This is a genomic window from Gimesia fumaroli (assembly GCF_007754425.1).
Lineage (GTDB): Bacteria > Planctomycetota > Planctomycetia > Planctomycetales > Planctomycetaceae > Gimesia > Gimesia fumaroli.
The window spans coordinates 4,186,450-4,211,007 of sequence record NZ_CP037452.1 but is presented as its reverse complement, the minus strand read 5'-3'; the positions used below and the strand labels follow the sequence as shown (position 1 = coordinate 4,211,007).

Here is a 24,558-nt window from a genome sequence, read left to right as displayed (position 1 = left end):
ATCGTCGGTTGAGTTCAGTGGATGCAGAGATACACATCAATGTATGTTTATAACAAGAGAAGGGGCTAGAACTCAAGAGGAATACGTTTTAGAACTGATCTCGGACTTTGACGCCTCTGTCAACAGTTGAACTTAAAAACAGGATAAATGCGTCTTGTTTTGTGGTGCGATAACGAATAAACTGATAGATCCAGCGGAGCCAGACTCAATTGCTGGCGAAATCAAATTTGTGAATTAGATCCCAAAGGACTTCTGACAGAATACAGGAGCAATCGAATGTCTTTCCCAGTGCCAGTCAAAGTTTGTTCGGCAATTGCCGGGGTGAGTATCTTGAGTATTGCGGTTGCTGTGTTTGCCGGCCCTCCTGAGGTGGAGAAGAGTCAATCGCGTCCGAAAGTGAAAAAGCCGGCTCCTGTAACGAAAAAAGAAGAGAAACGAACGAAGGTGAAGCGTCTGGTGACGGTTGCAGAAGCACGCCAGCGAGCGAAGCTGACGCATAATATTTACGCGACGACTCTGGATGCGATGCACCATCATTACTTTTTTCATGACAGAGCGAATGTGCCTGCACGTGTTATGGAAGACATGTTTGCTGACATTGCGCAGCAGGAAAATATCAAGGCGAAATGGATCGCTGTGAATGCCAAGGCGATGAGCATCGATCACGAACCGGAAGGGGAGTTTGAGAAGCAGGCAGCGAAAGAGATCTCTGCAGGCAAGCACGAATATGAGCGTGTGGAAAAAGGCGTATATCGGCGGGCTGTTGCAATCTCATTAATGAACAACGGATGCCTGGGGTGTCATCTTGGATTCAGCGCCAATAAAAATAAACGTGATCGATTTGCCGGTCTGGTGATCTCGATTCCTGTCAAACAGGATTGACGGTGGCGCGTAATGTGAAACGATTTGTGTGAGTAATCCAGAAGGGACTCGACGTTGTTTCATAAATCGCCCAATGAGGCATTGACCGTTTTATGGAAGCTTTCGTGGCTTCATTGCGTAGAAAACAGGCGTCACTCTCGTGTTGACCTCGTTTTTTTCGTGAATCAAGTGGCATGCGATTCAGGCAGAGATTTGTTCATGGTGTGCTTTCGCAGCCATAACGAGATTTTGATGCCCTGTTTACTCAGCAAGTGAACTTGCCCTCAATTGTATATCGCAGAAGACCTCAAAACGTTAACAACTAATTTCAAAAAAAAGCAAAATTGTTTGAGACTCAATTTTTTATTTGATTGATTCAAACTTCTTCACGATCTTCATCAATTCTTAATAGATTCTACTACAATATAAAATATTGCTATTACTTGTTTGTCAGTTCAGAGTTAACCCTCGTTATTTCGATGATCTGAAAATTTAGATAATAAAATTAACTGCTAAAAGAGAAGACGCATGTGCCCGATGGATGCGACACAGACAACAACACTTCAAACTGATTCTGCACAAAGTCGTGCCGAACTGGCGCGGAACTGGGTGAAGGTTCAACCTTCGCTGATGGCATTCGTTGTAGCATCAACGCCTCAGTTCAGTGACGCGGAAGATCTGCTACAAGAGGTGGCCGCAGAAGTAGCATTGCGATATGACGAATATGATAATTCGCGTCCCTTTCTTCCCTGGGCTTTGTGGATAGCGAAAATCAAAATTGCAGATTTCTATCGAGGCAAACGGCGTGACCGTGTCCTGTTTATGGGAGAGGCGATGGATGCTCTGGCAGATGCCTGTTCCCGGGTGCAGCAGCTGATGACCGAAGAGCGGGATTTACTGGAGTATTGTCTGGGGCAATTGACAGAGCGTTCCCGACGTTTACTGGGTTTGCGATATTCAGATGATATGAAACCCAAGCAAATTGCAACGGAGCTGGGAACTTCGACAGGATCAGTTCGAGTGACCCTGTCTCGAATTCGTACAACCCTGATGGATTGTGTTCAAAAACGGGCCTCTGGTGAAGCGAATGTCGGAAATTAAAGAAAGCACCGCGCTCGAAAATATCGATGCTTACCTGGATGGCGAAACGCTTTCTCCGGAAGAAGCACAGAGGCTGGAAGAGTGGATTAAGACCGACGGCCAGAATGCCGATCAGGCGTTTCGCCGCGTTTTTCTACATTCGTACTTGAGGCAGCGTTTTCAGGTGCGTTCGATTGGTGATGCCCAGGCCCGTGAACTGGAATCGCGACAAAAAGAACCGTTGGTTCTTCCTTCCGATACGGAAATAGAAGTACAACCTCAAACGAGAACGGCTCGCAAACGGCCTTTGAAAGAGAAACGGAGTCCCTTGCTCACATGGCGCTGGTTTCTCCTGGTGGGGATCGGTATTGTTTCGACAATCAATCTGACTGTCATGTTCATCAAGGATTTTCAAATTCCCTATGATGAAGATAAGGCATTCGAAGCAATCACGTTTGAGTCTGATTATGCCCGGAAATCTTTTTTGATGGCACGAAAGGCGGCTCAACCATTTTTATATGAAGGCTTCGATTATTCTCCCGAAATGTTGGTTGAGAAAGAATCGGATGGGGTGAATGATCTGGATGGAGGAATCGGCTGGTCCGGTCCCTGGCGCGATCAAAGTAAAGTGTTATCCTCAATTATTCAGGACCCCAAAAAACAGAATCAGGGGAAGAATGATATGAGGCTGTTCGGGCCGCTTGGTTTCTCAGACCAGCATGGGAATATGCTGTTGACCAAAGGGGGGCAATACCGTTCGGGAGATACAGCAGAATCTGTCTCGGTGCGGCACATCGATCTTTTGCAGGTTCCTTATGCATTGTCCGACGATAAAGGATTCGGCGCGGATGGCGAAATTCTCTGGCTCAGCTTCATGGCACAGTCCTGTGACAACGCCGGAGACGGGCGTTATGCCTATCTTGATTTCGGAAATAATGAGTCGAGTCTGAGAATCGGTAAACTGGCTTCAGCCGTTCGGGGTAACTGGGCTGCTGCAGGGCAGGTAAATGGCACGGAAATCAATACGGCTTCCAGTGATGTTCTATCGGGGCAGGCGGTGCTGTTTGTGGTACGGATTTTATTCCGCCCTGGGGCCGAAGAAGTCGACCTTTGGCTAAACCCGCCGTTAAACCGGATTCCCGATCTGGATGAAGTCGACCTGCGGTTAATGGCGCCGGACTTGAGAATCGAACGGGTCAAAATTGTCAGTCGCTATTCGACAGACTTTGACGAACTGCGTGTCGGCGTCTCGTTCGTTGATGTGATCCCCGCCAGCGAGCTTGACTGAGCAAATTGCCATCGTGTTTCGTTTCTTGCTCTTGAAGCAATTGTGTTGACAGGTGTGCGTCGATCGTATCCAATGAATGATACGCATTCTGTGATTCCTTACAGCCACTGATGAGTTGTTGGTCAGAAACTAGAACCATAGAATGGGATAGACGTCTCTCAAGAGAGCTCCCGCCGTTTCCCTGCTTCCGTTGATTAGGAAAACAGATGAAAAAATCCTGCCTGCCGCTTTTTGCCTTCCTGTTTTTGGGGCTTATTTCGTTTTCAAACACTGCTCAAGCAGCCGCTCCTCAATATAATGTGCTGTTCATCATTTCGGACGATCTGACTTCGACGGCCCTTTCCTGCTATGGGAACAAGGTCTGCCAAACGCCTAATATCGATTCGATCGCCGCTAAGGGCACGCGCTTTACGCACGCTTATTGCCAGGCCACGTATTGTGGTCCTTCCCGGGCTTCGTTCATGTCGGGCTATTATCCACATGCCTCGAAGGCTTTTGGTTATGTCAGTCCGAGATCCTATATTGGTGACCGGGCAACCTGGTCACAGCATTTTAAAAATAACGGCTACTACACGGCGCGCGTCAGCAAGATTTATCACATGGGAGTGCCGGGTGACATTGAAAAAGGAAGTAATGGCACTGACGATCCTGCCTCGTGGGCGGAGCGATTTAACAGCCAGGGGCCCGAATGGAAAGCGCCCGGCGACGGGGAGACGCTGGAAAACAATCCCGATGGCAAAAAGCCTGCGGTGGGTGGCAATACGTTTGTCGTTGTCGAAGCGGACGGTGATGACCTGGTGCACTCCGACGGCAAGACTGCAAAGAAAGCAGTAGAGTTGATTGAGACCCACAAAGACGAACCGTTTTTTCTGGGAGTCGGCTTTGTGAGACCCCATGTTCCTTTTGTGGCACCACGGTCTTATTACCCACCCTATAAGCCTTACAGTAAGCACGTTCTTCCTGAAAAATATCCGGGCGACTGGGACGACATTCCGAAATTTGGCATCAATTATAAAACCAGCGTGAACATGAAAATGGATTTGCGGCGGCAGAAGAAAGCCGTTGGCGGTTACCTGGCGTCTGTTGCTTATATGGATGCACAGGTTGGCAAGGTACTTGATGCACTCAAGAGGGCGGGGATTGAAGATAAGACGATTGTGATTTTCACCAGCGATCATGGCTATCACCTGGGGGAACATGACTTCTGGGCTAAGGTCAGTTTGCATGAAGAGTCGGCGAAGGTGCCGTTGATTATCAGTGTGCCCGGCAAGAAACCTGCGGTTTGTGATTCACTCGCCGAACTGCTCGATTTGTACCCCACACTAAGCAGCCTGTGTGGTTTGAAGGTTCCCGAAAATATTCAAGGCAAAAATCTCGCCCCCCTTTTGGATAATCCGAGCCTGCGCGTGCGTGATGCTGCCTTTAGTGTGGACCCGCGGGGGAAGGGAAATCGTGGATTTCTGTTGCGTGATGATCGCTGGGCCTATATTCAATACAAAGAAGACGCTTCCGCCGGTGCTGAGCTGTACGATATGGAAAAGGACCCACAGCAGTTTACGAATCTGGTTGGGAAACCCGAATATGCGTTGACCGTCGCTGTGTTTCAGGAACGGCTGGCAGCGAAGTTGAAAGACATTCGTACGAATGATCTGGGGCATTCTTATACGCAGAAGTAACCGATGCCGGTCGACGTTTGAATTTAATCGACGCGAATGCTCTGGCTTTGTCCTGTTTCGGCTGCTTTATAGGCGGCGTAGATCGTGCGTAATACCTGCAGACTATCGTGGCTGTCGAGTGTGGGCGGTTCTTTATCCAGCACAGATCTGACGGCGGCATGGACACACGGTGAATAGCCGCGTGGTTGAATCGGCTCCTCAAATTTATGTACGGTTCCCGGTTTGTCAGCATAGAGTGACCATTGCAGATATTTACCGGTGGAGTAATCCATTTCCAGCCAGCCTTTGGACCCCCAGATTTTAATCAGTGACTGTTTGCCCCGATTGATGTAATAACCTGAAGTCATTGTGCCCAGAAAGCCTTTGTCAAATTTCAGACTGAGGGCCGCTGAATCTTCCACGTCGATTGGTTGCCCGCCGATATTGGTGATAAAGCCGCTGACATCGGTGATTTTGGAATCGGTGATATACATTCCCAGGTCGAGCCAGTGAATGCCGAGCCAGATCAGGTGACCGCCACCAGCACGTTTTTTTTGTGCGAACCAGCCGGCCTGATAGCTTTTACTCGTTAAGCGAGTCTGATCGGCGATGAAATTGAGTTCGATGCCGTAAATTTTTCCGAATGTTCCTTTGCGGATCATCCGGCGGGCGGCTTTGACTTCAGGATTGTTGCGGTTTGCGAGTGCCAGCATTAAATTGAGATGTTTCGAGTCTGCTTTCTGAACCAACGCTTCAAAGGCATCTATATTCGTGCAGGCGGGTTTTTCGGCAAAGACGGGGCAGCCATGTTCCAGCGCGAGATCAATGGCTGCGGGAGCCTTGCCGGCTTCGAGGGTGATCAACGCCATGTCCGGTTTTTCTTTTTTGAACAGTTCCTGAGGGCTGTTATACACGCGCGTGAGTTTATCGCCCAGTTTCTGGCGGGCTGACGCGACGTGCTTTTGACCTTCATCACTGAGAATCACTTCGCTGATCTCTTCACAGGAAGCAAGAGCTGGAAAATACGCGCCAAGATGCGCAGACGTTTCACTTATAATGAGCGCTACTTTTGCTTTGTCTGCCATGAATCTGCTTTCTCGCTATTGGAAGCTCGTTGTTGAAGAATTTTGTATGATTAAACCTGCGGCAGTTCGAAGCCGTCCCGATAGTCACGCGTCAGATACTGGTTGGCGTCTTTATCTTCCGGGAACGTTTCGGTTTGGGGATCAAATACCAGACGTCGACCGGTGCGATACGAAATGTTTCCGAGGTGGCTGAGCAGGGCCGAGTAGTGTCCCTCTTCAATTTCTGCCAGCAGGTTTTGTGAATTTCTGGTTTTCACGCAATCAATAAAGTTTTGATAATGTGTAGGTGTGTCCTGCCACTTCTGTTCGAAAGCGGGGCCCCGTTCGTGTTTGAAGAAGATGCGATAGCCCGATCGATCGACCATCATGAAGCCTTTATCGCCGTAAAAGATGTTGTCGTTATCGTAGCGATGTGCCTGCATACGATACGGGGTGAAATCGCGTTGTTCGTAGACGTAGAGCAGGTCATCGTATTCCCAGGTCACGACCATGGTGTCAGGCGTTTCCTGGGCATCTCCTTTCGAGCCGAGTTTGGCGGCACTGCAGGAGACCGCATTCGGTGCTTTCAGATTCATGCCCCAGCGTCCGATATCAATTTGATGCACGCCGTCATTGCCGATGTCGCCGGTTCCAAAATCCCAGTTCCAGTGCCAGGATGTATGAAAACAGTTGCGGTTGAACGGTCGTTTTTGAGCAGGCCCCAGCCAGAGATCATAGTTGACTCCTTGGGGAACGGGTTCGTTCGGGCGGGGGGGATAAAGGGCACGGCGTTGATTGTTGATGGCTTTAACCATTTTCACTTTGCCGATCACGCCGTCCTGAATCTGTTTCCAGGCTTTTTCGTAGACGGGGGTCGATCGCAGGTTGGTACCATGCTGGACCACACGTTTATATTTACGGGCGGCATTTACCAACTGCCGTCCTTCATGGATATTGTGAGAGCAGGGCTTTTCGACATACACGTCTTTCCCGGCCTGACAGGCGAGGATCGCGGCTGGCGTGTGCCAATGATCGGGGGTAGCAATGACAATCGCATCGATTTCATTTCCGTCAAGGAGCGAGCGAAAATCTTCTACCAGCCTGGGGCGTTTGGCGCCCGATTTTTCGATCTGATCTGCCATCTGGCCACTGCGGCTTTGATCGGGATCGCAAACTGCGACCAGTTGACTGTCGGGCAGTTTTGAGAACCAGCTTCCCAACCCGCGCCCGCGACCACCACAGCCGACGAGTGCCACATTGACTTTTTCGTTAGCAGAAACTGCGGCCTGTCCCAGTGCCGATGCTCCCACCCAGATAAGAGATGCTCCCATAAACGTGCGACGGTTGACGTTGCTCATAACGGTTCTCCTCTAAGGGGATGCTGGAATGGATTGTTTACACGCGATATTGGTTCCATCGTACCAATTGGAAGAATGATACATCAAGCGTTATTGATGCTGCCTTGAGAATCTTTCCGCTTGAGAGCATATCAGCAAAACCAAGGGACGAGCTGTAGTGAGGTAGTATTAAAAATCGTTTTCGTCATCATAGAAATTAGGAGAGAGGTACACTTCGCTTCTCCACGGAGTTTCGGTAGAGCCGTGATGTGTATATTCTTTTCTGGGAGGCAGTAATTCCATCGCCTTGCGGAAACCATCAATAACGGACGGTTCCGAATCAAAGACGGCTTTCAACTGGTGCTCCATTTTTAAGTAGGGATCTTCACCGTCCTCTTCCTCCTCATCCAGGTCATTGTCATATGTGATGATGTCTGCCAGCTCTGAAATCAAACGCGTGGGGTCTGATTTTTCGTGAACAATGACTAAGCGATCGAGTGTTTCTTCCCATTCATCACCCGACATGTTTGTGTTTTTAAGGTAGCTTTTGCGAATCTGGTCTGTAATGAAAGAGTCGATCTGTTCCTTCCAGGGAAATTTTGCCACTTCAATTTCTTCTTGCGATGGTTTTGGTTGACCATTGATTTCAGCAACCCGGATGATTTCTGCGGTCGTGATGCCACCGCGTTCGATACGCCAGTCCATAGAGCGTGCCCAGGAATTTTCGAAGACCTCTTCAAATGATCGGTTCGTCTGGTCGACCATCGTTTTTCCGTTGATTTCTTCCTGCATCCGTTGGTAGAGCTCCTGAACCTGTTCTGGTTTGGAAAGGTCCAGGTGGGACAGGCGAATCATTGTTGAGAATTCCGGATGGTCCATGCCGTCGTCAGGAGCCGTGCTGACCGTGACATGTGTGCCATCAGAATATTCGCAAACCAGATCCAGATGAATCGCGCCGATCTGGTCTATTTCATAAAGGGCTGCAAAACCAGGCAGATTTCTGTTTTTGAATCCCTGAATCTTAATATGAACTGGGGCATAGGCTTCATAAAGTCCATCTGGTGCATAGCCTGCCTCATTCAGAGCGGCAGAGAGCATTGCTATTTTTTCGCTATCGGTCCATTCCGGTTCGTCCATTGGTTCGAGGTCGATACGTAATGGGGGAGCAAAGCCGCCTGCATTTTTGAATGCGTCCGCTAGTTCTTCCGCAAATCGGGACGTGAACTTACGGAATTTATATTTCAGCCAAAACCAGATAATCAGGATGAGAATCACAAAACCGAGAATCACACCCAGAGCGACATAGAGGATCGTTAACATCGGATTTCCAATCTAGCGAAGGAGAAGCAACATCGGGAAAACGAAGATAAGTTATAAATAATGAAATGCCATGAATTTCACTCTAAGGTATCAATCTGAACCTGTGGATCAAGCAATAAATTCGGGGGGAAGTTTTTTAAACGCGATGTAAAGAGGCAGAGGTTAATGCTTGAGATGTGCTTAAACTGAGTTAAAATCCTCTGTTATTCCTGCACGGGTGCTTATTTTCTCAGGGGGACAGTCTGACTGCGCTTGCGGTTGATATCAGAGCGTTTACAATAAATTGCGTTCTCTGAGATTGATTCACGTCAATGTCCCGTTTCCTCCAAGCTGTCCTTCCTTTAGAAAGCACACCCATGAATCGGTTTCTCGTTGTTTGTCTGACCTTGATATTCTGTCAGCCGGCCTTATTATCCGCGGGCGAAAAGCAGGTGGTATCTACAGCTTCGATTAAAGTGAAATCGACGGATTGGCCATGGTGGCGTGGGCCGCAACGGAATGGAATTGCAAACCCGAATCAGAATCCGCCGTTAAAATGGAGTGAGACCGAAAACATCATCTGGAAGACTCCGGTTCCTGGACGGGGCTATAGTTCGCCCACGGTGGTCGGTAATCGGATCTATCTGGCTTCAGCAGATACGGAAACGGAAACACAGTTTGTTCTCTGCTATGATCGCGCGACGGGAAAACAGGTCTGGAAAACGATCATTCACAAAGGGGGGTTCAGTAAGAAGGGGAATAAAAAGTCGACGCATGCTTCATCGACTGTTGCCTGTGACGGCAAACGATTATTTATCAATTTCATTAATGATGGAGCCGCGTATACGACGGCGTTGTCTTTGGATGGTAAACAATTGTGGCAAACGAAAATCACGGATTATATTATTCATCAAGGCTATGGTTCTTCACCGGCGATTTATGATTCACTGGTAATTGTGTCGGCTGATAATAAAGGGGGCGGTGCAGTGGCTGCCCTGAATCGGGCCGATGGTTCAGTTGTCTGGAAAATTGATCGTCCCAAAACACCCAATTATCCATCGCCGATCATTCTGAATGTCGCTGGCAAAGAACAGGTCCTGATGACGGGCTGTGATCTGGTAACGGGCATCGAACCGCTCACCGGGAAAAAACTGTGGGAGATTGAAGGCGCGACAACGGAATGTGTGACGTCCACGGTGACCAATGGAGAACTGATACTGACCAGTGGCGGTTATCCTAAAAATCATATGGCAGCCGTCAAAGCCGACGGTTCGGGAGAAGTGGTCTGGGAAAATAGTACCCGCATGTATGTGCCTTCAATGTTGATCAAAGGAGACCACATCTTTTCAGTCACCGATAACGGCGTGGCCATCTGCTGGGACGTGAAGACCGGCAAACAGGTCTGGAAGGGACGCCTGGGCGGCACGTTCAGCTCGTCACCCGTTCTGGTAGGAGACCGGATTTATGTGACCAACGAAGGGGGCGAGACTTACATTTTCAAGGCGAATCCCAACAAATTCGAACTGCTGGCAGAAAATAAACTGGGAACGGAAGTCTTCGCCACACCGACGTTTTGTGACAGCCGGATCTTCATGCGGGTTTCAGAAGAAATCGATAGTAAACGTCAGGAAATGTTGTACTGCATCGGAAAGTAAGTTCGTTCCTTAATCTGACTCAGGCTGGTAGAACCAGGCCAGCGGAATGGAGCGGAAGCGGGATGAGATTTTATGGTCGGCATCGCCGACGTAATAGCTCATGATGGCTCTCCCTTGATGGAACGTCAGACTGATGTAGGAATACGTGTGTTCTGGATCGGTTTCCAGGTTCTTTTTGTGCTTCCAGGTCTCACCTTCATCATCGCTGATGGCAACGGTGAGCGGCGTACGTTTGCCGCTGTGGCCTGCGCCCGGTTCAAAGTTGTCGTTCCAGATCAACATCAAATCCCCAGTCGAAGGAATGCGGCGGAGAGTGGCAGGGGCTTCAGGCGCTCGCACGCCCCAGAAACCCGGTTTGCCCCAGTGATCTCCGCCGTCACTGGAAATACTGGAACCAATGTGACCGGACTGAGTGCGGAAGAGCATCAGCACCTTGCCGTCCTTTAATTCAAAGACTTCCGGTTCCATCGCGCCCCGTTTTGCGTAATCGACGCTTCCTTTGGATTGACGCCAGGTTTTTCCCAGATCATCCGAAATGAAACAGGTCGAGACAAAATGATTTGACTTCTGCACATCGGCAGTTGAAGCGACCGGTGCCAGCCAGCGGCCCGATGAGAGAATCGTAATCCGGTCGTTGTTCATCACGTGATAGCCGGGGGGAGCAGTGATTTCAATCGGCGATCCAAATGTTTTTCCATTGTCGTGGGAGACTTTCAGAAATGCTTTCAGATCGGAGAGTGTATTTTTCTTGAGGTAGAATAATCCAATAGGGCGTTTTTCGTGCATTGGTCCTGCCAGGTAACGCAGCGTGGCCGACATGACGTTTTTCTTTCCGGTATTCTCCTGCAAGACATGCGGTTTGCTCCAGGTTCTCCCGCCGTCGGTTGATTTTTTTGCAATAATTCGGGCGGTAGCGAAGTCGGAACCGCTGCCGATGAACTGCGTTGTAGCGTAGAGCAGAGTGCCATCCTTTAAAGGCAGAATCGAGCCTTCACTATAGCGAGGGTGTTCCTTTGAAAATTCGTAAACATCGTTCACGACGATTTCGTTTTTGGGATACTGATCTTTTTTAGCCAGGACAACCAGTGCCTGTGCGGCACGGACACGCGCGTCGAGATTCTCGTCATTAAGTTGTTTCTTCAGTTTTTCTTTCAGATTGCTGGCACCTGCTTCGCCGGCAAAGATCGCGGAATAGGTTTTGACGGCCGCGTTATCGCTGGAGAGGTTCCTTTGAATTGCCTGTAAACCTTCCGGATCGCCGTGCATGGCCAGTGCGGTTTCGAAATACGCGCGCTGAAACGGATCATCGGTTCGTTTCAGGTTTGCTTTCAGAGCGGGGATGTCCTGTTTGTCTCCCACACGGGCAATGATCCAGGCTGCAGTGGCGGCAATGCTCACGTCAGGATCATTCAAATACTTTCGAACTACTTTAAATGCCTCCGGATTTCCCCAGCGACAGAGCAGGGCGGCTGCCATCATGGCTTTTTTGGGATTCTCTGACTTCATTGCTTCACGGATCAAAACGCCATCGCCCAGCTCATTGACTTTGTATAACGATTCGCAGGCATGTACGTGTCCGTGCGGATCTTTGCCTGCCAGAATCTGGAACATGATTGCCGCTTTGGAGCGGTCGCCGGCGCGTACCAGTTCCCGGGCGAGGCCGCAGCGATGTTGATCGTCTTTTTCCGTCTTCAGTTTTGGTTCCACAATGGCACGTACTTCAGCACCCTTACCAGCGAGCGTGAGTGCTTCGGCCGCGTGCATGGAAGGCCAGAACTCATCGCTGCGAATGGCTTCCCGCAGTACTTCCAGACAGCGCGCTTCTGTTTCCGGGCTTAATTTGATTTTCGCAGGTTGTGGCTGATTCGCTGACATTAGTACCTGCAGGGAAAACGAGAATAAAATCAGGGTCAGAGCGGAGAGGATCGCTGTTCGTTTCATGGTGTTTCTTCTTCCGAAGGTGAACGTGAAAATTGCGCTTTAAATCTTATGGTGAGCTATTCGGTGAGACTAGCCGAGTCGTTTCAGTTTCGTGATGCGTCCTGTGGCGACCCATTCGGCGACAAAAATATTGCCGTCCTGGTCAAAACAGGCGTCATGTGGATGTACGAAGCGGCCGGCCTGCCATTTGTCTGGTGTTTCCCGCATGCGGGGTTTGGCAGATTTCATCACTTTTTCCCATTCCGGGTCCTGACCCAGATGCGCGATAACTTTGTTATCGGGCCCCAGGAGCGTAATACGCGATGCCAGGTCAGGGACGAGTAGAACTTCTTTGTGTGTATCCAGGTTGGCTGGTAGGATGAAGCCGGTCATGGTTTCCAGATGTTTCCCGTCGAGTGTGAACCACTGCAGGCGGGCATTGGCCCGGTCGGCGACGACGACCGAGGCGTCCCTTCCCGGACGGTCATCAATCCAGAGGCCGTGCGGCAGATTGAATTTGCCGTCTTCCTTGCCTTTTCCACCGAAGGCGAACTGCCACTTGCCGTCTTTGTCGTAGCGGTGGATCTGGTAGGCACCGTAACCATCGGCCAGATAAAACCCGCCGTCATTGTGAAAGGCAAAGTTAGTCGGCAGAAATCGATCACGGCCCCAGACTTTTTTCGGGTGTTCGGCTTCGCCTTCCGCATACACTTTGGATTCCATCGGTGCATATTTCTGCCAGACGGTTTCCCCTTTCAGGTCGAGCTTGGCGAAGGTCTTCAGGTGCTGATAGGCGGTGACGTAGACAAACTGTTCATTGCCTTCCTGGCGGACTTCCAGACCGTGACCACCTCCCTGAAACTGTTTGCCGAATGAACGGACATATTTTCCGTTCGGATCAAAGACGAAAATGGAAGGGTGATCTGTCTGATTGGCGCGGCCTTCATGGATCACATACAGGAAACCGTCTTTATCCACGGCGACATTGTGCGTTGTCTGCCAGGTGAACTTAGATGGTAATTTGACACAGTTGTGCTGGACTTCGTATTGATAGTCACCTGAACCGAGCACAATTCGCGAGTCCGTTTTAGTGCCGGCGTGAATTGCGGGAGCGCCAAACAGAGCAACCGTCGTCCCGGCTGCAGTGGTTTTCAAAAAGTCGCGACGTGTTTGTGTCCGTTTCGATTGACTCATGTTTGATCTCCTGGAGCGGCGATAGAGGGAGTTTTTAACTGGGATTCAGAGTTGATAAATGTTCCTTAAACTGTAACCGGTCGAGAAAGCCAGATCAATTCGGAACTCAGATCTTACCGGATTTCCTGGGAACCGGTTCTATGGGAAAGATCATTGTTTGAGTCCTGTCTCCAGAGTGCTTACAATAAGAGGACCTTTTTTACCATGTTCCATAGTCACATCCTAAAATAAAGCAGTACTATGCCGAATTTGCGCTCTCGCCGACTTAATGTCTTTCTGTGTCTGTTCTTCATCCTCTGCATACAGACAACGTTTCTCCAGGCGGCAGAGAAGCCAAATATCATTCTGATCATGTGCGATGATATGGGGTTCTCTGATATCGGTTGTTACGGCGGGGAAGTCGAGACGCCGAACCTGAATCGACTGGCCCGTGAAGGGATGCGGTTTACTCAGTTCTACAACAACGCCAAATGCACGACCACACGTGCTTCCATTCTGACGGGCCTGTATCCCCGCTTTGGCAAAGGGGGACATCTAAGGCAGAACATGGTCACACTGGGCGAGGCGATGAAAGTAGCCGGCTACCAGACGGGGCTCAGTGGGAAATGGCATCTGATGCGAACGAAAGGTTATGCGAAAAGCAAGTATCCCGGTGGCTGGATTGATCGCTATGACAAAACGACACATCCTTTTTTTCGCGGCTTTGATTCCTATTACGGCGTCTTAGACGGCTGCTGCAATTTCTTTGACCCGACGATTTCTGATCCGCCGTACAAACGGGCCGGCATTCGTAGTTTCGGGCAGGATGACAAAGCGGTCACCGAATTCAAGGACGGCTATTATACGACGGACGCATTTACTGATCACACGCTGGGAATGATTCAGCGTTACAGTAAAGCAGACAAACCGTTTTTTATTCATCTGTGTTATACGGCCCCGCATTATCCGCTGCATGCGAAGCCGAAAGACATCGCAAAGTATGTCGGCAAATTCAAAATGGGCTGGGATCAGATGCGGAAGGATCGCTGGAAACGTCTGCAGGAAATGGGGCTGGCGGGGAAGAACTGGTCGCTTTCCGAAGGGGACAGCCGGACGTACGACTGGGAAACGGCGGATCATGAATTTGAAGATCTGCGCATGGCCGTCTATGCGGCCATGATTGACTGTATGGATCAGAACATCGGTCGAATCATGACGACTCTCAAAGAGACCGGACAGTTGGACAATACGCTGGTGTTGTTTCTCTCTGATAACGGTGGTTGCAGTGAGGAGCCCGGCGGACGTGATCCGAAGGTTCGCAGACCGGGGCCGAAAGACGACTATGTCGCCGTGGGACCCTCCTGGGGTTGGGCACAGAATTCACCGTTTCGCCGTTATAAGTCGTGGGTGCATGAAGGGGGCATTTCGACTCCCTGTATCGCGTGGTGGCCGGGGCATATTCCCGCGGATACGATCAACCGGAGCCCGGCTCATATTATCGATCTGATGCCGACTTTTCTGGAGATGGCAGGAACGGACTATCCCAAGACCTATCAGGGACATGAGCTTTTGCCTCTGGAGGGAAAAAGCATGCTCTCTCTCTTAAAGGGGGAAGCAAAAACGCTGCACGATTCACTGGCATGGTACTGGTCGGGAAACCGAGCATTGCGGCAGGGACCGTGGAAACTGGTCTGGGATACGCAGGTTAAAGAATGGGAACTGTATGATATCAGCGCCGACCGGTGCGAGACGAACAATCTGGCAGCACAACATCCGGACCGTGTGAAACAAATGGCACAAGACTGGTTTGCCTGGGCTGACAAGGTGGAGTTGAAATCGAAGTTGAAAGGGAAGAAATAGCTTTCTGAAACAGTCGATATTGATTCAATTCTTCTTAGGGAGAGGTCAGGAATGATTCTCGCGCGCACTGTCGGGCCAGCCGACAGTGGCACCCGGATGTGGGATAATTTGTTGTATCAATAGGTCCCAATTTTATTAATTACGGCAGGTCGTCGTAGGTTAAGGTGGGCAGATTGATCTGTTGGGCGTGTGCCAGAATCTCTTCAAGTGCCTTAGGGGACAGGTGATGGCCGGGGCCATTGTCACTAATGTTGTGGGCGTAGAAGATGACGATCTCGCCTCGTTGTTTGGCATGATCCATCGCGTCTTTGACTTCGGTCAGATAGTGGGGACGTTTCTCGGTGTCGGCGTAATCGATGCCGGTGCCAATTAGACAACCGGTCTGTTGGATCTGATCGACAGGAACAAAAATCGGTTTGAGATCACGCATGCGTTGGTTCGGGGCCAAGCCGGTGCCGCCGCGGAGATGACGGAATGTTTTGAGTAATGCCTGATCGATTTCTTCGTTTCGGGAACTGCTGGGATAAGCGAACGCAGTCGGCTTTATGCCGGCGTCGGTCATACGCTTTACCGCAGGGTTGATTTCGTCCTGCAGATATCGTTCGATGCCGTGCTCTCGGACGAAGTCGACTGCTTTACGATGTTTGACGCCATGGCAGCCAATTGCATGGCCGGCTGCCTGCAGTTGCTTGAGTGCAACGATTTGTTGTGGCTTGAGAGTGTGGAAGTGATCGACAAAGAAGGTCACTTTGGCATCGTACTTCTGGAACAGGGGGATCTGTTTGACCCATTGATTCATATTACGATCATCAAACGTCAGGACGACACCCGCTGAAGGAAGAGGTTTCCGAGTGGTCGTTTTCTCAGTTGCAGATGCATGCACCGAAAGCAGAGAAAAACAAAGGAGCAGGAATGTAATTCGCATATGAGCTCTCAATTCAAATAAACAGTGCAAAATAAATAGCGTAAATTAGAGTTTGATGCGTATACAGCATGGCAAAAATGGCTTGGGAAATAAAATGGTCATTTTTTCAGTAAAAAGTGGGAAATGACTTTGATTTTGTGATTCTCATTCGACACATTAAGCCTCTTCATAAGTTGAAGTAATGTAACTGATTAGGGGCTGAATGTCTGTAGGGAGAATTGTATCATGACAAGCTCAATTGATGAGGTGGAAGGTTTTGTACTGCAGGATGATTATCTGTCTGAAGCAGAAGAGGCAGCGTTGATTGACTGGATCGATCAGCAGCCATGGGATACGACACTCAGGCGGCGTGTGCAGCATTATGGGTATCGCTATGACTATACTTCACGGGATATCGATTCGGCATTGTTTCTGGGTGAACTCCCGGGACCTCTCGGAGATCTGGCAGGGCGTCTCGTTGATGAGGGGGTTCTCAAAACGATTCCTGATCAGGTGATTATTAATGAGTATGAGCCAGGACAGGGGATTGCGGCACATGTGGATTGTGTGCCTTGTTTTGGTCCGCAGATCGCCAGTATCAGCCTGGGGGCGCATGTCGGTATGGATTTTATACGAGTCAAGGATCAGGTGAAAATCAGTCAGACATTGAAGGCCCGCAGCCTGCTGGTTTTCAGCGATGTGGCTCGTTATGAGTGGAAGCATGGAATCGCCGCCAGAAAATCGGATTTAATCGACGGGAAACGAGTGCCTCGGGGAAGACGGATCTCATTGACGTTTCGGTTTGTGTTGAAGGACTGAAGAACCTGTCGCTACTGGAAACGTTGGCTGGATCTATATTCACACCAGTTTAAATTAGTGTAAGGAATGGTTCTCGCGCGCACTGTCGGACGAGCCGACAGTGACACCAGGTAAGTCTTTATTTTGTTGAATTGCCCTGGTTTGTAGTGCGAAATTCAGTCGTGTGATTATCTTTTCAGTTACGGTTTTTCGAGATGTTTTATGTTGCTCAGATGAGCATTGCTACGTTGTTTTCATCTTTGGGTTCTTGAGTCTTTCCGGTAGCATGTCGCTCGCTTTGTTTTCTGGCTCTTCCATTTAACAGGCAGGAAAGTCTATCCGGTTTGCTCAACTGGAATGAGAGCCAGGTCTATTCCGTTTTGTAGATGTAATTTAGAGAAAAAAAATGAAGAAAAATCTGATGCGTCATTGCCTTGTGAACCCCTTGCGATACCAATTGATCCATCTGCGATCGCTTCTGAATGTCGTTCGAAGCGTCATGATACATGGGGGGCGTGTGAGCAGCTTTTTCGGAAATTGCTCTGAAATCAGCGGTTTTTATAGTGCTCATCGGGAATCAGTGTGCGCTGTTCTAGTGATCTCTCGCGCGCGCGACGCTTAGCCCGCATGTTCGTTCGAGTTGCAGCGAGGTCAAGAGTTGATTTTCGTTCTTTTATTAGGGACATAATCTGTAAGAACGCTCTCGTGTCAGTCAGCAAAGCGCTTTGCATTGGTCGTATCACCGGGTACACTGAAGCGTGCTATGGAATCGTAAAACCTCCGGGAAGATCGGCTACAGTTGAGTCAACGAATTGTCCTATCGAGAAAGTGATCATGCAGGACGTCACACGCATATTACAGGCAATGGAGTCGGGCGATGTCGCTGCCACCGATCAACTATTGCCGATCGTGTATGCGGAACTGCGGAAACTGGCGGGGAATAAGCTTTCTCACGAAGCACCCGGGCAAACGTTGACGGCGACGGCGCTTGTGCATGAGGCCTATCTGCGACTTATGGGTAGTGAAGGCGAAGAACAACAATGGGATCATCGAGGACATTTCTTTGCCGCAGCTGCAGAATCGATGCGACGCATTTTGATTGAGAATGCACGTCGGAAAAAACGAGTCAAGCATGGCGGCGAACACGACCGTGTTGATCTTCCGGAAATCGCCGCACCGGCTCTAGATCAAGCAGATGATCTGTTGGAGTTGGATGCCGCGCTCACCAAATTCGCACAGGAAAGCCCGGAGAAAGCCGAACTGGTGAAGCTGCGCTACTTTGCGGGTCTGAGTGAACAGGAAGCAGCTGAAGTACTGGGAATTTCACGGGCAACCGCGGCACGTCACTGGGCATATTCACGAGCCTGGTTATTTTCTAAAATCAAATCAGACAAAGATCAAACTGTTTAGAGGGCATCTCAAAACCTTTTTAATAGTGTAAATAAACACCCAAGAATTACAAAGCTTTCGTAGAGGTAATCGTGATATTCCCAGCGCGTGACAATGCGACGATAGTTGTGGAGCCAGGCAATACTGCGTTCCACAATCCAACGTCGTTTGAAGCGTGGGAGCTTTCGACCGTCTTGCGTCGGCGGTTTGACTCTCGATTTTCGATGCGGGCAGATCAGATCGATCTTATTTTCCATCAGCCGTTTGCGCAACGGGTCCGAATCGGCGGCTTTGTCATAAACCAGTCGCTCGGGTTGTCGATTTTGCAATGTGTTTTTTGCAAGAAGCGGCTCGATCAACTTGACTTCGCTACGGCTGGCCGATTCTGTGTCGATCGCCACAGGTGTCCCGTGACGATCGACGAAGATCATGATTTTAGTGCCTTTGCCACGACGAGTCGGGCCAACTCTTCTCCCCCCTTTTTTGCCGAGGCAAACGTGCCATCAGCAAAGGTTTCAGAGAAATCAATTTGGCCGGCATCATCCATTCGTTCTAAGATGATTTGCCAGGCAGACAAGAGCCGTCCTTCGATCGTCCATTGCTGGAAACGTCGATGGCATGTCGCTTTAGAGGGATACTCTTTTGGTAAATCTTTCCAGCGCGCTCCTGTCACCAAAATCCAGAGAATGCCTTCCAAGCAATCTCGCGGGTGGGCCTTGGGACGTCCTCCTTTTTGGGAAGGGGGAGTCCAGGGAAACAAATTTGCGACTAAAGACCATTGTTTATCGGTCAAAACGACCGGGCGTTCCGTCCTGGACGCTGTTTTTGTGGAAACCCGTTTTCGTTTGGGCCACCAGACCAGCGTCATATACATGAGAAATTCTCCTTTCAGGAGAACATTACATGCAAACATCACGCCAAACAGTTCACTTTTTTTGACGTTATGAGACAGCTTCTAGTATTATGGGTTTACAGCGATCGGGTTGTGACAGGATGAATTTGGTTTTTGAATAAAAACCGTTTTTTATCAGAAACTCTGAGGCGCGCCGCTCGTCAAAATCGCATGGAATAGTAGACGTGGGACCAAGACGGTCCTGGTTAGAAATCTTTTCCTGATGGGAATTCCCATCCTGAAGAAAAAGAAAAATCATGTCCAATCCAGAATCAGACCCATCTGAAAACTCTGAGCGAGAACCAGAACCAACACGAGAGAACGTAAACCCTCAATCGATAGAGGGACTGTTTTTGATTGCGTTGGAGAAGAAAACACCGGCAGAGCGTATTCAGTTTCTGGATGAAACGTGTGGTGATAATCTGGAACAGCGGCGTCGCGTTGAGGCGCTGCTTATGGCGTATGATGATGCGGGGAGTTTTCTGGAAAAATCCCCTCTGGGACCTGTGGACACCACCTCGTATCCGCTTGATTTTCTGACTCCTTCCGATGATCCAGATCTGCTGGGAACGCTGGGAGAGTATCAGATTCAAAAAGTCATCGGGCAGGGTGGGATGGGGATTGTGTTTCGCGCGCTGGATCCGAAATTGAACCGAATCGTGGCGATCAAGGTGATGTCGCCGCTATTGGCAGTGAATCCGAATGCCCGCAAACGGTTTCTCCGCGAAGCACAGGCTGCTGCAGCAGTGAGTCATCCGCATATTGTAACGATTCATGCCGTCGATGAAGCACAGTTGCCTTATCTTGTCATGGAATTTGTGGTAGGCCAGTCGCTCCAGGAGAAACTCGATAAAGTTGGTTCACTGAAGGTGACGGAAATTCTGCGGATCGGAAGCCAGATTGCTGAGGGACTCGCCGCTGCTCACAAACAGGGATTGATTCACCGTGATATCAAACCAGCAAATATCTTGCTGGAGAATGGGGTGGAGCGGGTCAAGATCACCGATTTTGGCTTGGCGCGAGCCGTCGATGATGTGACGATCACGAAGACCGGCGAGGTCTCCGGCACGCCGCAGTATATGTCTCCCGAACAGGCATCGGGTGATCATGTCGATCAGCGGAGTGACCTTTTCAGCCTGGGGGCTGTCATGTATGCGATGTGTACGGGGCGGTCACCATTTCGGGCGAGTAATCTGGTGGCGGTCGTCCGCCGGGTTTGCGACGATACGCCGCGACCGATTCAGGACGTCAACGAAGAAATCCCGGACTGGCTGGTTGAAATTATCGACTGTCTATTGGAAAAGCGTCCTGAGAATCGTTTGCAGACCGCACATGAAGTTGCCGAATTGCTGGGAGCACATCTGGCCCACGTACAGCAGCCTGGTGCTGTTCCGCCAATGGAACGAAAGCCATCAAAGCCGCTACGTCAGCAAACAGAGGTACCGCAGAAAGCGGCCTTACCTGTGGCGAAACGAGAGGTTGAGGTTCCTTCTGCTATGGAGACCGATCCACGGGTTTTCATGCCAGTCGGACACGCCGTTTTATTTTTGGGGGGGATGATTGCGTTTTCAGAAGCGCATGCTCCGTTCTCATTTCTAATTAGTGCCGCGAGTAGTGTCTTCCTGGGGATCTTGATTGCTTTAGTTGTTTATGAGGCAGAACGTCGTCAGGCGATCCCATTTATGTCATTACGTATGTCCGATGCCCTTTCGCTGCCCGCTGCTTTTGCCGGCGGGACGTTACTGCTGCAGATGCTGTTTTATCTGGGAGTGATTCCCGATTTCCCAAGAGCGTTGCTCTATATTCTGTATACGATTGGTTTCACGATCTATTTTGTCGGAGGACTACGCAAACGTTATCCGAAATCGATGGAACCCGTTTTCAAATCAACTTCACCAGCGTCTCCCCTACCAGCAGAAACGGTCGCTGTAGAGAATCAACCGGTTGAATCCAAGGGTTCTGCTACCTCGGTCATGTTGGAACAAGGGAGCACACCGGCGGTTTACATTATTGCCATCGTGATCGCACTAGTACTGGGTATCGCCACCGGGTTTCAGCTGATCAGTCCCAGCACTCCCGAATCCTCAATGACGTATGAGGTTATGAACAAAATCGTCAAATTCACGCTGACATTGGTATTTATTCTGACAATTGCCTCAATCGTCTATTGGAATCGAGCAGATAAAAAACCACTTCCTTTTATTACTTGGTTCCTTTCAATGTTAGCGATGTTCATGACTTTGGGGGTGTCGTTTGTCACGACAGCGGTGATTCGTGCTGCACCATTTGGGACTAAATTTACTTCGCTGCACGGATCAATTTTGGCCGCGTCTGTGTTGGCGATACTGGCTGTGGCCGGGTTTGCGATTCGGGGGCACTGGCTGCATATTGCTTCGAAAGGGCCTGACTATGTCACGGCAGTGAAAGAAAAGGATGCCCGGACTCTGACCGGGACTGGCATTGGTATCTGGGGCTTGATGGTATTCTTTTACTGGATGTTTACGACCGGATTCTTCCAGCCGGCGTTCCTGGCAAACGATGATTGGCAGTTTTTACCGATTCTGATCTTTTCCCTGGTAGGTGGCCTGTTTGTCACAGCAGGATTCCTGATGGAACGTAGTCTGAAGCAGGATGGAAATGCGCCTGCCAGTTCAACGAGGGGAACGGTTTCCAGAGGGAACTCCCGCGGATCGGGGCTGGATCGGTCCGTTGCCTGGACCGGAAGCGTGCTGTTACTGTTGCCATTATTCATCTGGATGTATGGTACGGCGACTGGCAATCATTTTGCTGCGAACGTTCCCGAAATGACACTGGTGTCCTCTTTGTTTTTCATTCCGATTGGCTTTCTACTGATCGTGTGCGGGTTACAGAATCTGGTCAAACCGGGTTCCAAAACAGCGAAATTGGTTGACGGGCTGTTTCTGCTAGCTTGTGTTTTTGCGGGACCAGTGGGCATTTTGTTGTATATCGCGCGTTACATTAAACGGCGGGATGCGCTCGCTGAAGAAAAATCTGAGCAGATGCCTGTCGCTCCCAGTGATGACCTGTTTGTTCAAGAGAATCGGCGTTCCAATAAACGGGTCGTCCTGGGGGTTGTTTTGGGTATCGGTCTGTTAATGAGTATGGTCTTGTTTACGCAGATCTGGGTTCATCTGAATCGAGACGAGCAACTCTGGGCCAAGATCTGGGGTTTAAGACTGGCAGTGATCAGTGGCATGGTTGTTGCCGCCTATTTTATTAAGCGGAAAGCGGCTTCTGCGGCCATGAACAATCCCTGGAATATCATGGGCTGGGTGACTGCGGTTCTGGCGGGGTTGTTTACTCTGTCAATGCTGATGCAGGTGATTGAAAAGAATATCCCCGCTGCAAACAAGAAACAGCGGGTCTACGAGATTGATGGTCAGCAACCAATGGAAACGATCGTCTCACAGGAGACGGGGGAGAAGAGAGAAGTTTATGGTTCACGAGTGTTAGTTCAGAAAAATCAGTTAAACCAGCAGGCTTCTGAGGCAGGTAAAGAAAATCTCGGAGCGATTTTACTCGAAGGCCAAGAGCCCGGTTGGCGTGTGGGCATCTTTCCAGTGGATCCGATGCAAGTAAGACCGGCAGATGGTGTTTTCGGTTTTGCAGATCGATTTTTAACAGTGGACCCACTTCTGGTAGAGGTACCCGCCGGAATGTACCGCATTCGTATTTCCTGTGAGAACGCCGGTTGGGAAGTGGATGACGGAAATCCAAAATATGACCTGGCTGAAGTGGATGTCAAACCGGGGGCGATCGTGGTGCCGGTCAGGGTGGCACGCGACTATTCCCGACTGGCTGAAGCCCACCCGGACTGGTCCCAGGGAGGGCTGTTCAAATTTCGCTGGCTGGACTCAAAATTGGGTGGACTGCAGGTATTTACTTTGACCGCATCTCAAGCCAAAGTTGTGCAGGAACTGTTCAATGCGTATGCCGCCGATCAACCGGATGTTTATGAAAAAGTTTTGATGTTAGTCGTCCCGGCAGGCGAGGGGGGAGATTCCAACCAAACTCTGAAAGACGTTTTTAATGACGGACAGCATCCCGCCTGGAACAAACTCATTGTTCGGGGAAAAGATACGGGGACATTTCGGCTGGCGAAGCCTCTCACAATGCGACTGGCAAATTCGAATCCGTTTGGCGACGGTTTTCCCGGAGACACTAACCAGCAAGCAAAAAAGAGGGCAGCAGGGGGGGCACTCATATTTAGTACAGAGGAAGGATTGCGGGTGGATGTCAAACTGTCTGATGCTTCTAAAGAGACTGCAGCTAAAGCCTGGATGATGAAAAAGAATATGGCCGGCAAGTCTATTTTCGAAATGTCTTCCGGAAACTATGTGATTGAGGTTGTGAGTAATGCTGCGGGGTGGCAAATCGATCGACAGCCGGCGCATTATGTTGATTCGCAGGTGACTGTGAAGCCTGGCGAAGTCATTCAAAAAACGATCCGACATAATTTCCAGAAACTCGCGGAGCAGCACCCCGACTGGTCTAAGGGAGACCGTTTTCAATTCCTCTGGCCTGAGCCCAAGGAAGGGGGACGCATGACTCATCCTCTCTCCGCGCCTCAGTCGAAGGTCGTGCAGCAATTACTGCTGGCATTGGCTGCAGGAAAACCAGATGTAGCAGAGTCGGAATTACTCAAGACAGCGAATACTGAATTTGAACTCGTGCCGTACAAATCCATAACAGAAATATTCAACTTTGAAGAGCGTCCGATATTGAATTCATTGATCGTACCCGGAAAAAGCGAAGGAACCTGGTGCCTGACAGAGCCTAAGTTTAAGCAATCACGTCAGAATGGTATGGGCACAGGAATATTCTGAATCAACAGGATCATTGCGGGCGAGCTGAGTAAACGAAACAAGAGTAAATCAAGTGATCTGGAATATTCATCTCAGTGATGATGATACCAATGATCGGGAGTTGAAGACCATGCGTGACCTGCTGACTACGACCGCTGCGGTTATTGTGATCCTGTTTTGTCTCGCACTCTTACTCGTGAGTGGAGAGACAGAATTGGAACAAGAGGAAGTGATCACAAATGCAAATCAACTTGCTCGTTATCAAAGTGGCTTGACTGGGATTTCTCAAAGCACGGTTTTTAGAAAAGTACAGTCTGTCACATTAAAGCAGGGGGTTTTGATGTTTGTTACGATTGAAAAGGAAGGTTTAAAGGAGCACTATTTCTCGATTCGAGATAAGAATGTTGTTCTGGTCAACAATAAATCGAGTTCAATGCCATACAATACGATCCGGTTTGATTCTAAAGCAAATACGTTGCTGGTAACGATTCCGACAGCGTTTGAAGTTGATTTAATGGGATCGTTGACCGCGAACTGATTAACTGATGAGCCGGTCT

18 protein-coding genes are annotated in these 24,558 nt (G+C 49.6%); 10 read left to right on the top strand and 8 right to left on the bottom strand.

The features are described from left to right. Positions 1-276 precede the first annotated feature (276 nt). The 4 genes from Enr17x_RS15945 (at position 277) to Enr17x_RS15930 (ending at position 4,905) form a co-directional block, all read left to right on the top strand. On the top strand, positions 277-882 hold the full coding sequence (locus Enr17x_RS15945; protein WP_145310396.1) for a c-type heme family protein: 606 nt from the start codon (positions 277-279) through the stop codon (positions 880-882). Positions 883-1,389: 507 nt separating this feature from the next. Beyond that, positions 1,390-1,962, top strand: a complete 573-nt coding sequence (locus tag Enr17x_RS15940) for a sigma-70 family RNA polymerase sigma factor (RefSeq protein WP_232100742.1) — start codon at positions 1,390-1,392, stop codon at positions 1,960-1,962. Then, positions 1,949-3,229: an anti-sigma factor gene (locus Enr17x_RS15935; protein ID WP_145310394.1), complete on the top strand. Its 1,281-nt coding sequence runs from the start codon at positions 1,949-1,951 to the stop codon at positions 3,227-3,229. Before Enr17x_RS15940 ends, Enr17x_RS15935 begins: the two co-directional genes overlap by 14 nt. 206 nt (positions 3,230-3,435) lie before the next feature. Next, complete coding sequence (locus tag Enr17x_RS15930; RefSeq protein WP_145310392.1) at positions 3,436-4,905, top strand: sulfatase; 1,470 nt, start codon at positions 3,436-3,438, stop codon at positions 4,903-4,905. Positions 4,906-4,928: 23 nt separating this feature from the next. Here the strand turns inward: Enr17x_RS15930 and Enr17x_RS15925 are convergent, their stop codons facing one another. The 3 genes from Enr17x_RS15925 to Enr17x_RS15915 form a co-directional block, all read right to left on the bottom strand. Beyond that, a complete protein-coding gene (locus Enr17x_RS15925; RefSeq protein ID WP_145310390.1) occupies positions 4,929-5,969 on the bottom strand; it encodes a Gfo/Idh/MocA family protein in 1,041 nt (346 codons plus the stop codon). 50 nt (positions 5,970-6,019) lie between these two features. After that, positions 6,020-7,306 carry a Gfo/Idh/MocA family protein gene (locus tag Enr17x_RS15920; RefSeq protein ID WP_145310388.1) on the bottom strand — a complete coding sequence of 429 codons (1,287 nt, stop codon included), beginning with the start codon at positions 7,304-7,306 and terminating at the stop codon, positions 6,020-6,022. Positions 7,307-7,474: 168 nt separating this feature from the next. Continuing rightward, on the bottom strand, positions 7,475-8,605 hold the full coding sequence (locus Enr17x_RS15915; protein ID WP_145310386.1) for a hypothetical protein: 1,131 nt from the start codon (positions 8,603-8,605) through the stop codon (positions 7,475-7,477). A gap of 356 nt (positions 8,606-8,961) precedes the next feature. On the opposite strand from Enr17x_RS15915, the gene Enr17x_RS15910 reads away from it, so the two are divergent. Further along, the gene (locus Enr17x_RS15910; protein ID WP_145310384.1) at positions 8,962-10,239 is read left to right on the top strand and encodes a PQQ-binding-like beta-propeller repeat protein; all 1,278 of its coding nucleotides are present in this window, start codon (positions 8,962-8,964) and stop codon (positions 10,237-10,239) included. Positions 10,240-10,248: 9 nt separating this feature from the next. On the opposite strand, the gene Enr17x_RS15905 is transcribed toward Enr17x_RS15910, so the two are convergent. Together Enr17x_RS15905 and Enr17x_RS15900 are read right to left on the bottom strand one after the other, a co-directional pair. Beyond that, positions 10,249-12,180, bottom strand: a complete 1,932-nt coding sequence (locus Enr17x_RS15905; RefSeq protein ID WP_145310383.1) for an exo-alpha-sialidase — start codon at positions 12,178-12,180, stop codon at positions 10,249-10,251. Positions 12,181-12,249: 69 nt separating this feature from the next. Beyond that, positions 12,250-13,353: a twin-arginine translocation signal domain-containing protein gene (locus Enr17x_RS15900; protein WP_145310381.1), complete on the bottom strand. Its 1,104-nt coding sequence runs from the start codon at positions 13,351-13,353 to the stop codon at positions 12,250-12,252. A 240-nt stretch (positions 13,354-13,593) separates the two neighbouring features. On the opposite strand from Enr17x_RS15900, the gene Enr17x_RS15895 reads away from it, so the two are divergent. Continuing rightward, positions 13,594-15,192 (top strand): arylsulfatase, encoded by a 1,599-nt coding sequence (locus Enr17x_RS15895; protein ID WP_145310380.1) that lies wholly within the window; start codon positions 13,594-13,596, stop codon positions 15,190-15,192. A gap of 139 nt (positions 15,193-15,331) precedes the next feature. Here the strand turns inward: Enr17x_RS15895 and Enr17x_RS15890 are convergent, their stop codons facing one another. Further along, complete coding sequence (locus tag Enr17x_RS15890; protein ID WP_145310378.1) at positions 15,332-16,117, bottom strand: polysaccharide deacetylase family protein; 786 nt, start codon at positions 16,115-16,117, stop codon at positions 15,332-15,334. A 225-nt stretch (positions 16,118-16,342) separates the two neighbouring features. On the opposite strand from Enr17x_RS15890, the gene Enr17x_RS15885 reads away from it, so the two are divergent. Together Enr17x_RS15885 and Enr17x_RS15880 are read left to right on the top strand one after the other, a co-directional pair. Further along, positions 16,343-16,915, top strand: a complete 573-nt coding sequence (locus Enr17x_RS15885; protein ID WP_145310376.1) for an alpha-ketoglutarate-dependent dioxygenase AlkB — start codon at positions 16,343-16,345, stop codon at positions 16,913-16,915. An 813-nt stretch (positions 16,916-17,728) separates the two neighbouring features. Then, positions 17,729-18,304, top strand: coding sequence for a sigma-70 family RNA polymerase sigma factor (locus tag Enr17x_RS15880; RefSeq protein WP_145310374.1), 576 nt, complete (start codon positions 17,729-17,731; stop codon positions 18,302-18,304). Between the two features lie 8 nt (positions 18,305-18,312). Here Enr17x_RS15880 and Enr17x_RS15875 read toward each other — a convergent pair whose 3' ends face one another. Both Enr17x_RS15875 and Enr17x_RS15870 read right to left on the bottom strand, forming a co-directional pair. Next, entirely contained in the window at positions 18,313-18,714 is a 402-nt protein-coding gene (locus tag Enr17x_RS15875; RefSeq protein WP_145305532.1) for a transposase, read from the bottom strand. Beyond that, positions 18,711-19,157, bottom strand: coding sequence for a transposase (locus Enr17x_RS15870; RefSeq protein ID WP_198000603.1), 447 nt, complete (start codon positions 19,155-19,157; stop codon positions 18,711-18,713). The genes Enr17x_RS15875 and Enr17x_RS15870 overlap by 4 nt, the downstream gene beginning before the upstream one ends. A gap of 275 nt (positions 19,158-19,432) precedes the next feature. Here Enr17x_RS15870 and Enr17x_RS15865 point away from each other — a divergent pair, with 275 nt between their 5' ends. After that, positions 19,433-24,022, top strand: coding sequence for a serine/threonine-protein kinase (locus Enr17x_RS15865; protein WP_145310372.1), 4,590 nt, complete (start codon positions 19,433-19,435; stop codon positions 24,020-24,022). 52 nt (positions 24,023-24,074) lie between these two features. Further along, positions 24,075-24,539, top strand: coding sequence for a hypothetical protein (locus Enr17x_RS15860; RefSeq protein WP_145310370.1), 465 nt, complete (start codon positions 24,075-24,077; stop codon positions 24,537-24,539). Positions 24,540-24,558 lie beyond the last annotated feature (19 nt).

Bases quoted from the DNA above. Each gene is read 5' to 3' on its own strand.
- Enr17x_RS15945 (WP_145310396.1), top strand. From the start codon at position 277: ATGTCTTTCCCAGTGCCAGTCAAAGTTTGTTCGGCAATTGCCGGGGTG.
- Enr17x_RS15940 (WP_232100742.1), top strand. From the start codon at position 1,390: ATGTGCCCGATGGATGCGACACAGACAACAACACTTCAAACTGATTCT.
- Enr17x_RS15935 (WP_145310394.1), top strand. From the start codon at position 1,949: ATGTCGGAAATTAAAGAAAGCACCGCGCTCGAAAATATCGATGCTTAC.
- Enr17x_RS15930 (WP_145310392.1), top strand. From the start codon at position 3,436: ATGAAAAAATCCTGCCTGCCGCTTTTTGCCTTCCTGTTTTTGGGGCTT.
- Enr17x_RS15925 (WP_145310390.1), bottom strand. From the start codon at position 5,969: ATGGCAGACAAAGCAAAAGTAGCGCTCATTATAAGTGAAACGTCTGCG.
- Enr17x_RS15920 (WP_145310388.1), bottom strand. From the start codon at position 7,306: ATGAGCAACGTCAACCGTCGCACGTTTATGGGAGCATCTCTTATCTGG.
- Enr17x_RS15915 (WP_145310386.1), bottom strand. From the start codon at position 8,605: ATGTTAACGATCCTCTATGTCGCTCTGGGTGTGATTCTCGGTTTTGTG.
- Enr17x_RS15910 (WP_145310384.1), top strand. From the start codon at position 8,962: ATGAATCGGTTTCTCGTTGTTTGTCTGACCTTGATATTCTGTCAGCCG.
- Enr17x_RS15905 (WP_145310383.1), bottom strand. From the start codon at position 12,180: ATGAAACGAACAGCGATCCTCTCCGCTCTGACCCTGATTTTATTCTCG.
- Enr17x_RS15900 (WP_145310381.1), bottom strand. From the start codon at position 13,353: ATGAGTCAATCGAAACGGACACAAACACGTCGCGACTTTTTGAAAACC.
- Enr17x_RS15895 (WP_145310380.1), top strand. From the start codon at position 13,594: ATGCCGAATTTGCGCTCTCGCCGACTTAATGTCTTTCTGTGTCTGTTC.
- Enr17x_RS15890 (WP_145310378.1), bottom strand. From the start codon at position 16,117: ATGCGAATTACATTCCTGCTCCTTTGTTTTTCTCTGCTTTCGGTGCAT.
- Enr17x_RS15885 (WP_145310376.1), top strand. From the start codon at position 16,343: ATGACAAGCTCAATTGATGAGGTGGAAGGTTTTGTACTGCAGGATGAT.
- Enr17x_RS15880 (WP_145310374.1), top strand. From the start codon at position 17,729: ATGCAGGACGTCACACGCATATTACAGGCAATGGAGTCGGGCGATGTC.
- Enr17x_RS15875 (WP_145305532.1), bottom strand. From the start codon at position 18,714: ATGATCTTCGTCGATCGTCACGGGACACCTGTGGCGATCGACACAGAA.
- Enr17x_RS15870 (WP_198000603.1), bottom strand. From the start codon at position 19,157: ATGTATATGACGCTGGTCTGGTGGCCCAAACGAAAACGGGTTTCCACA.
- Enr17x_RS15865 (WP_145310372.1), top strand. From the start codon at position 19,433: ATGTCCAATCCAGAATCAGACCCATCTGAAAACTCTGAGCGAGAACCA.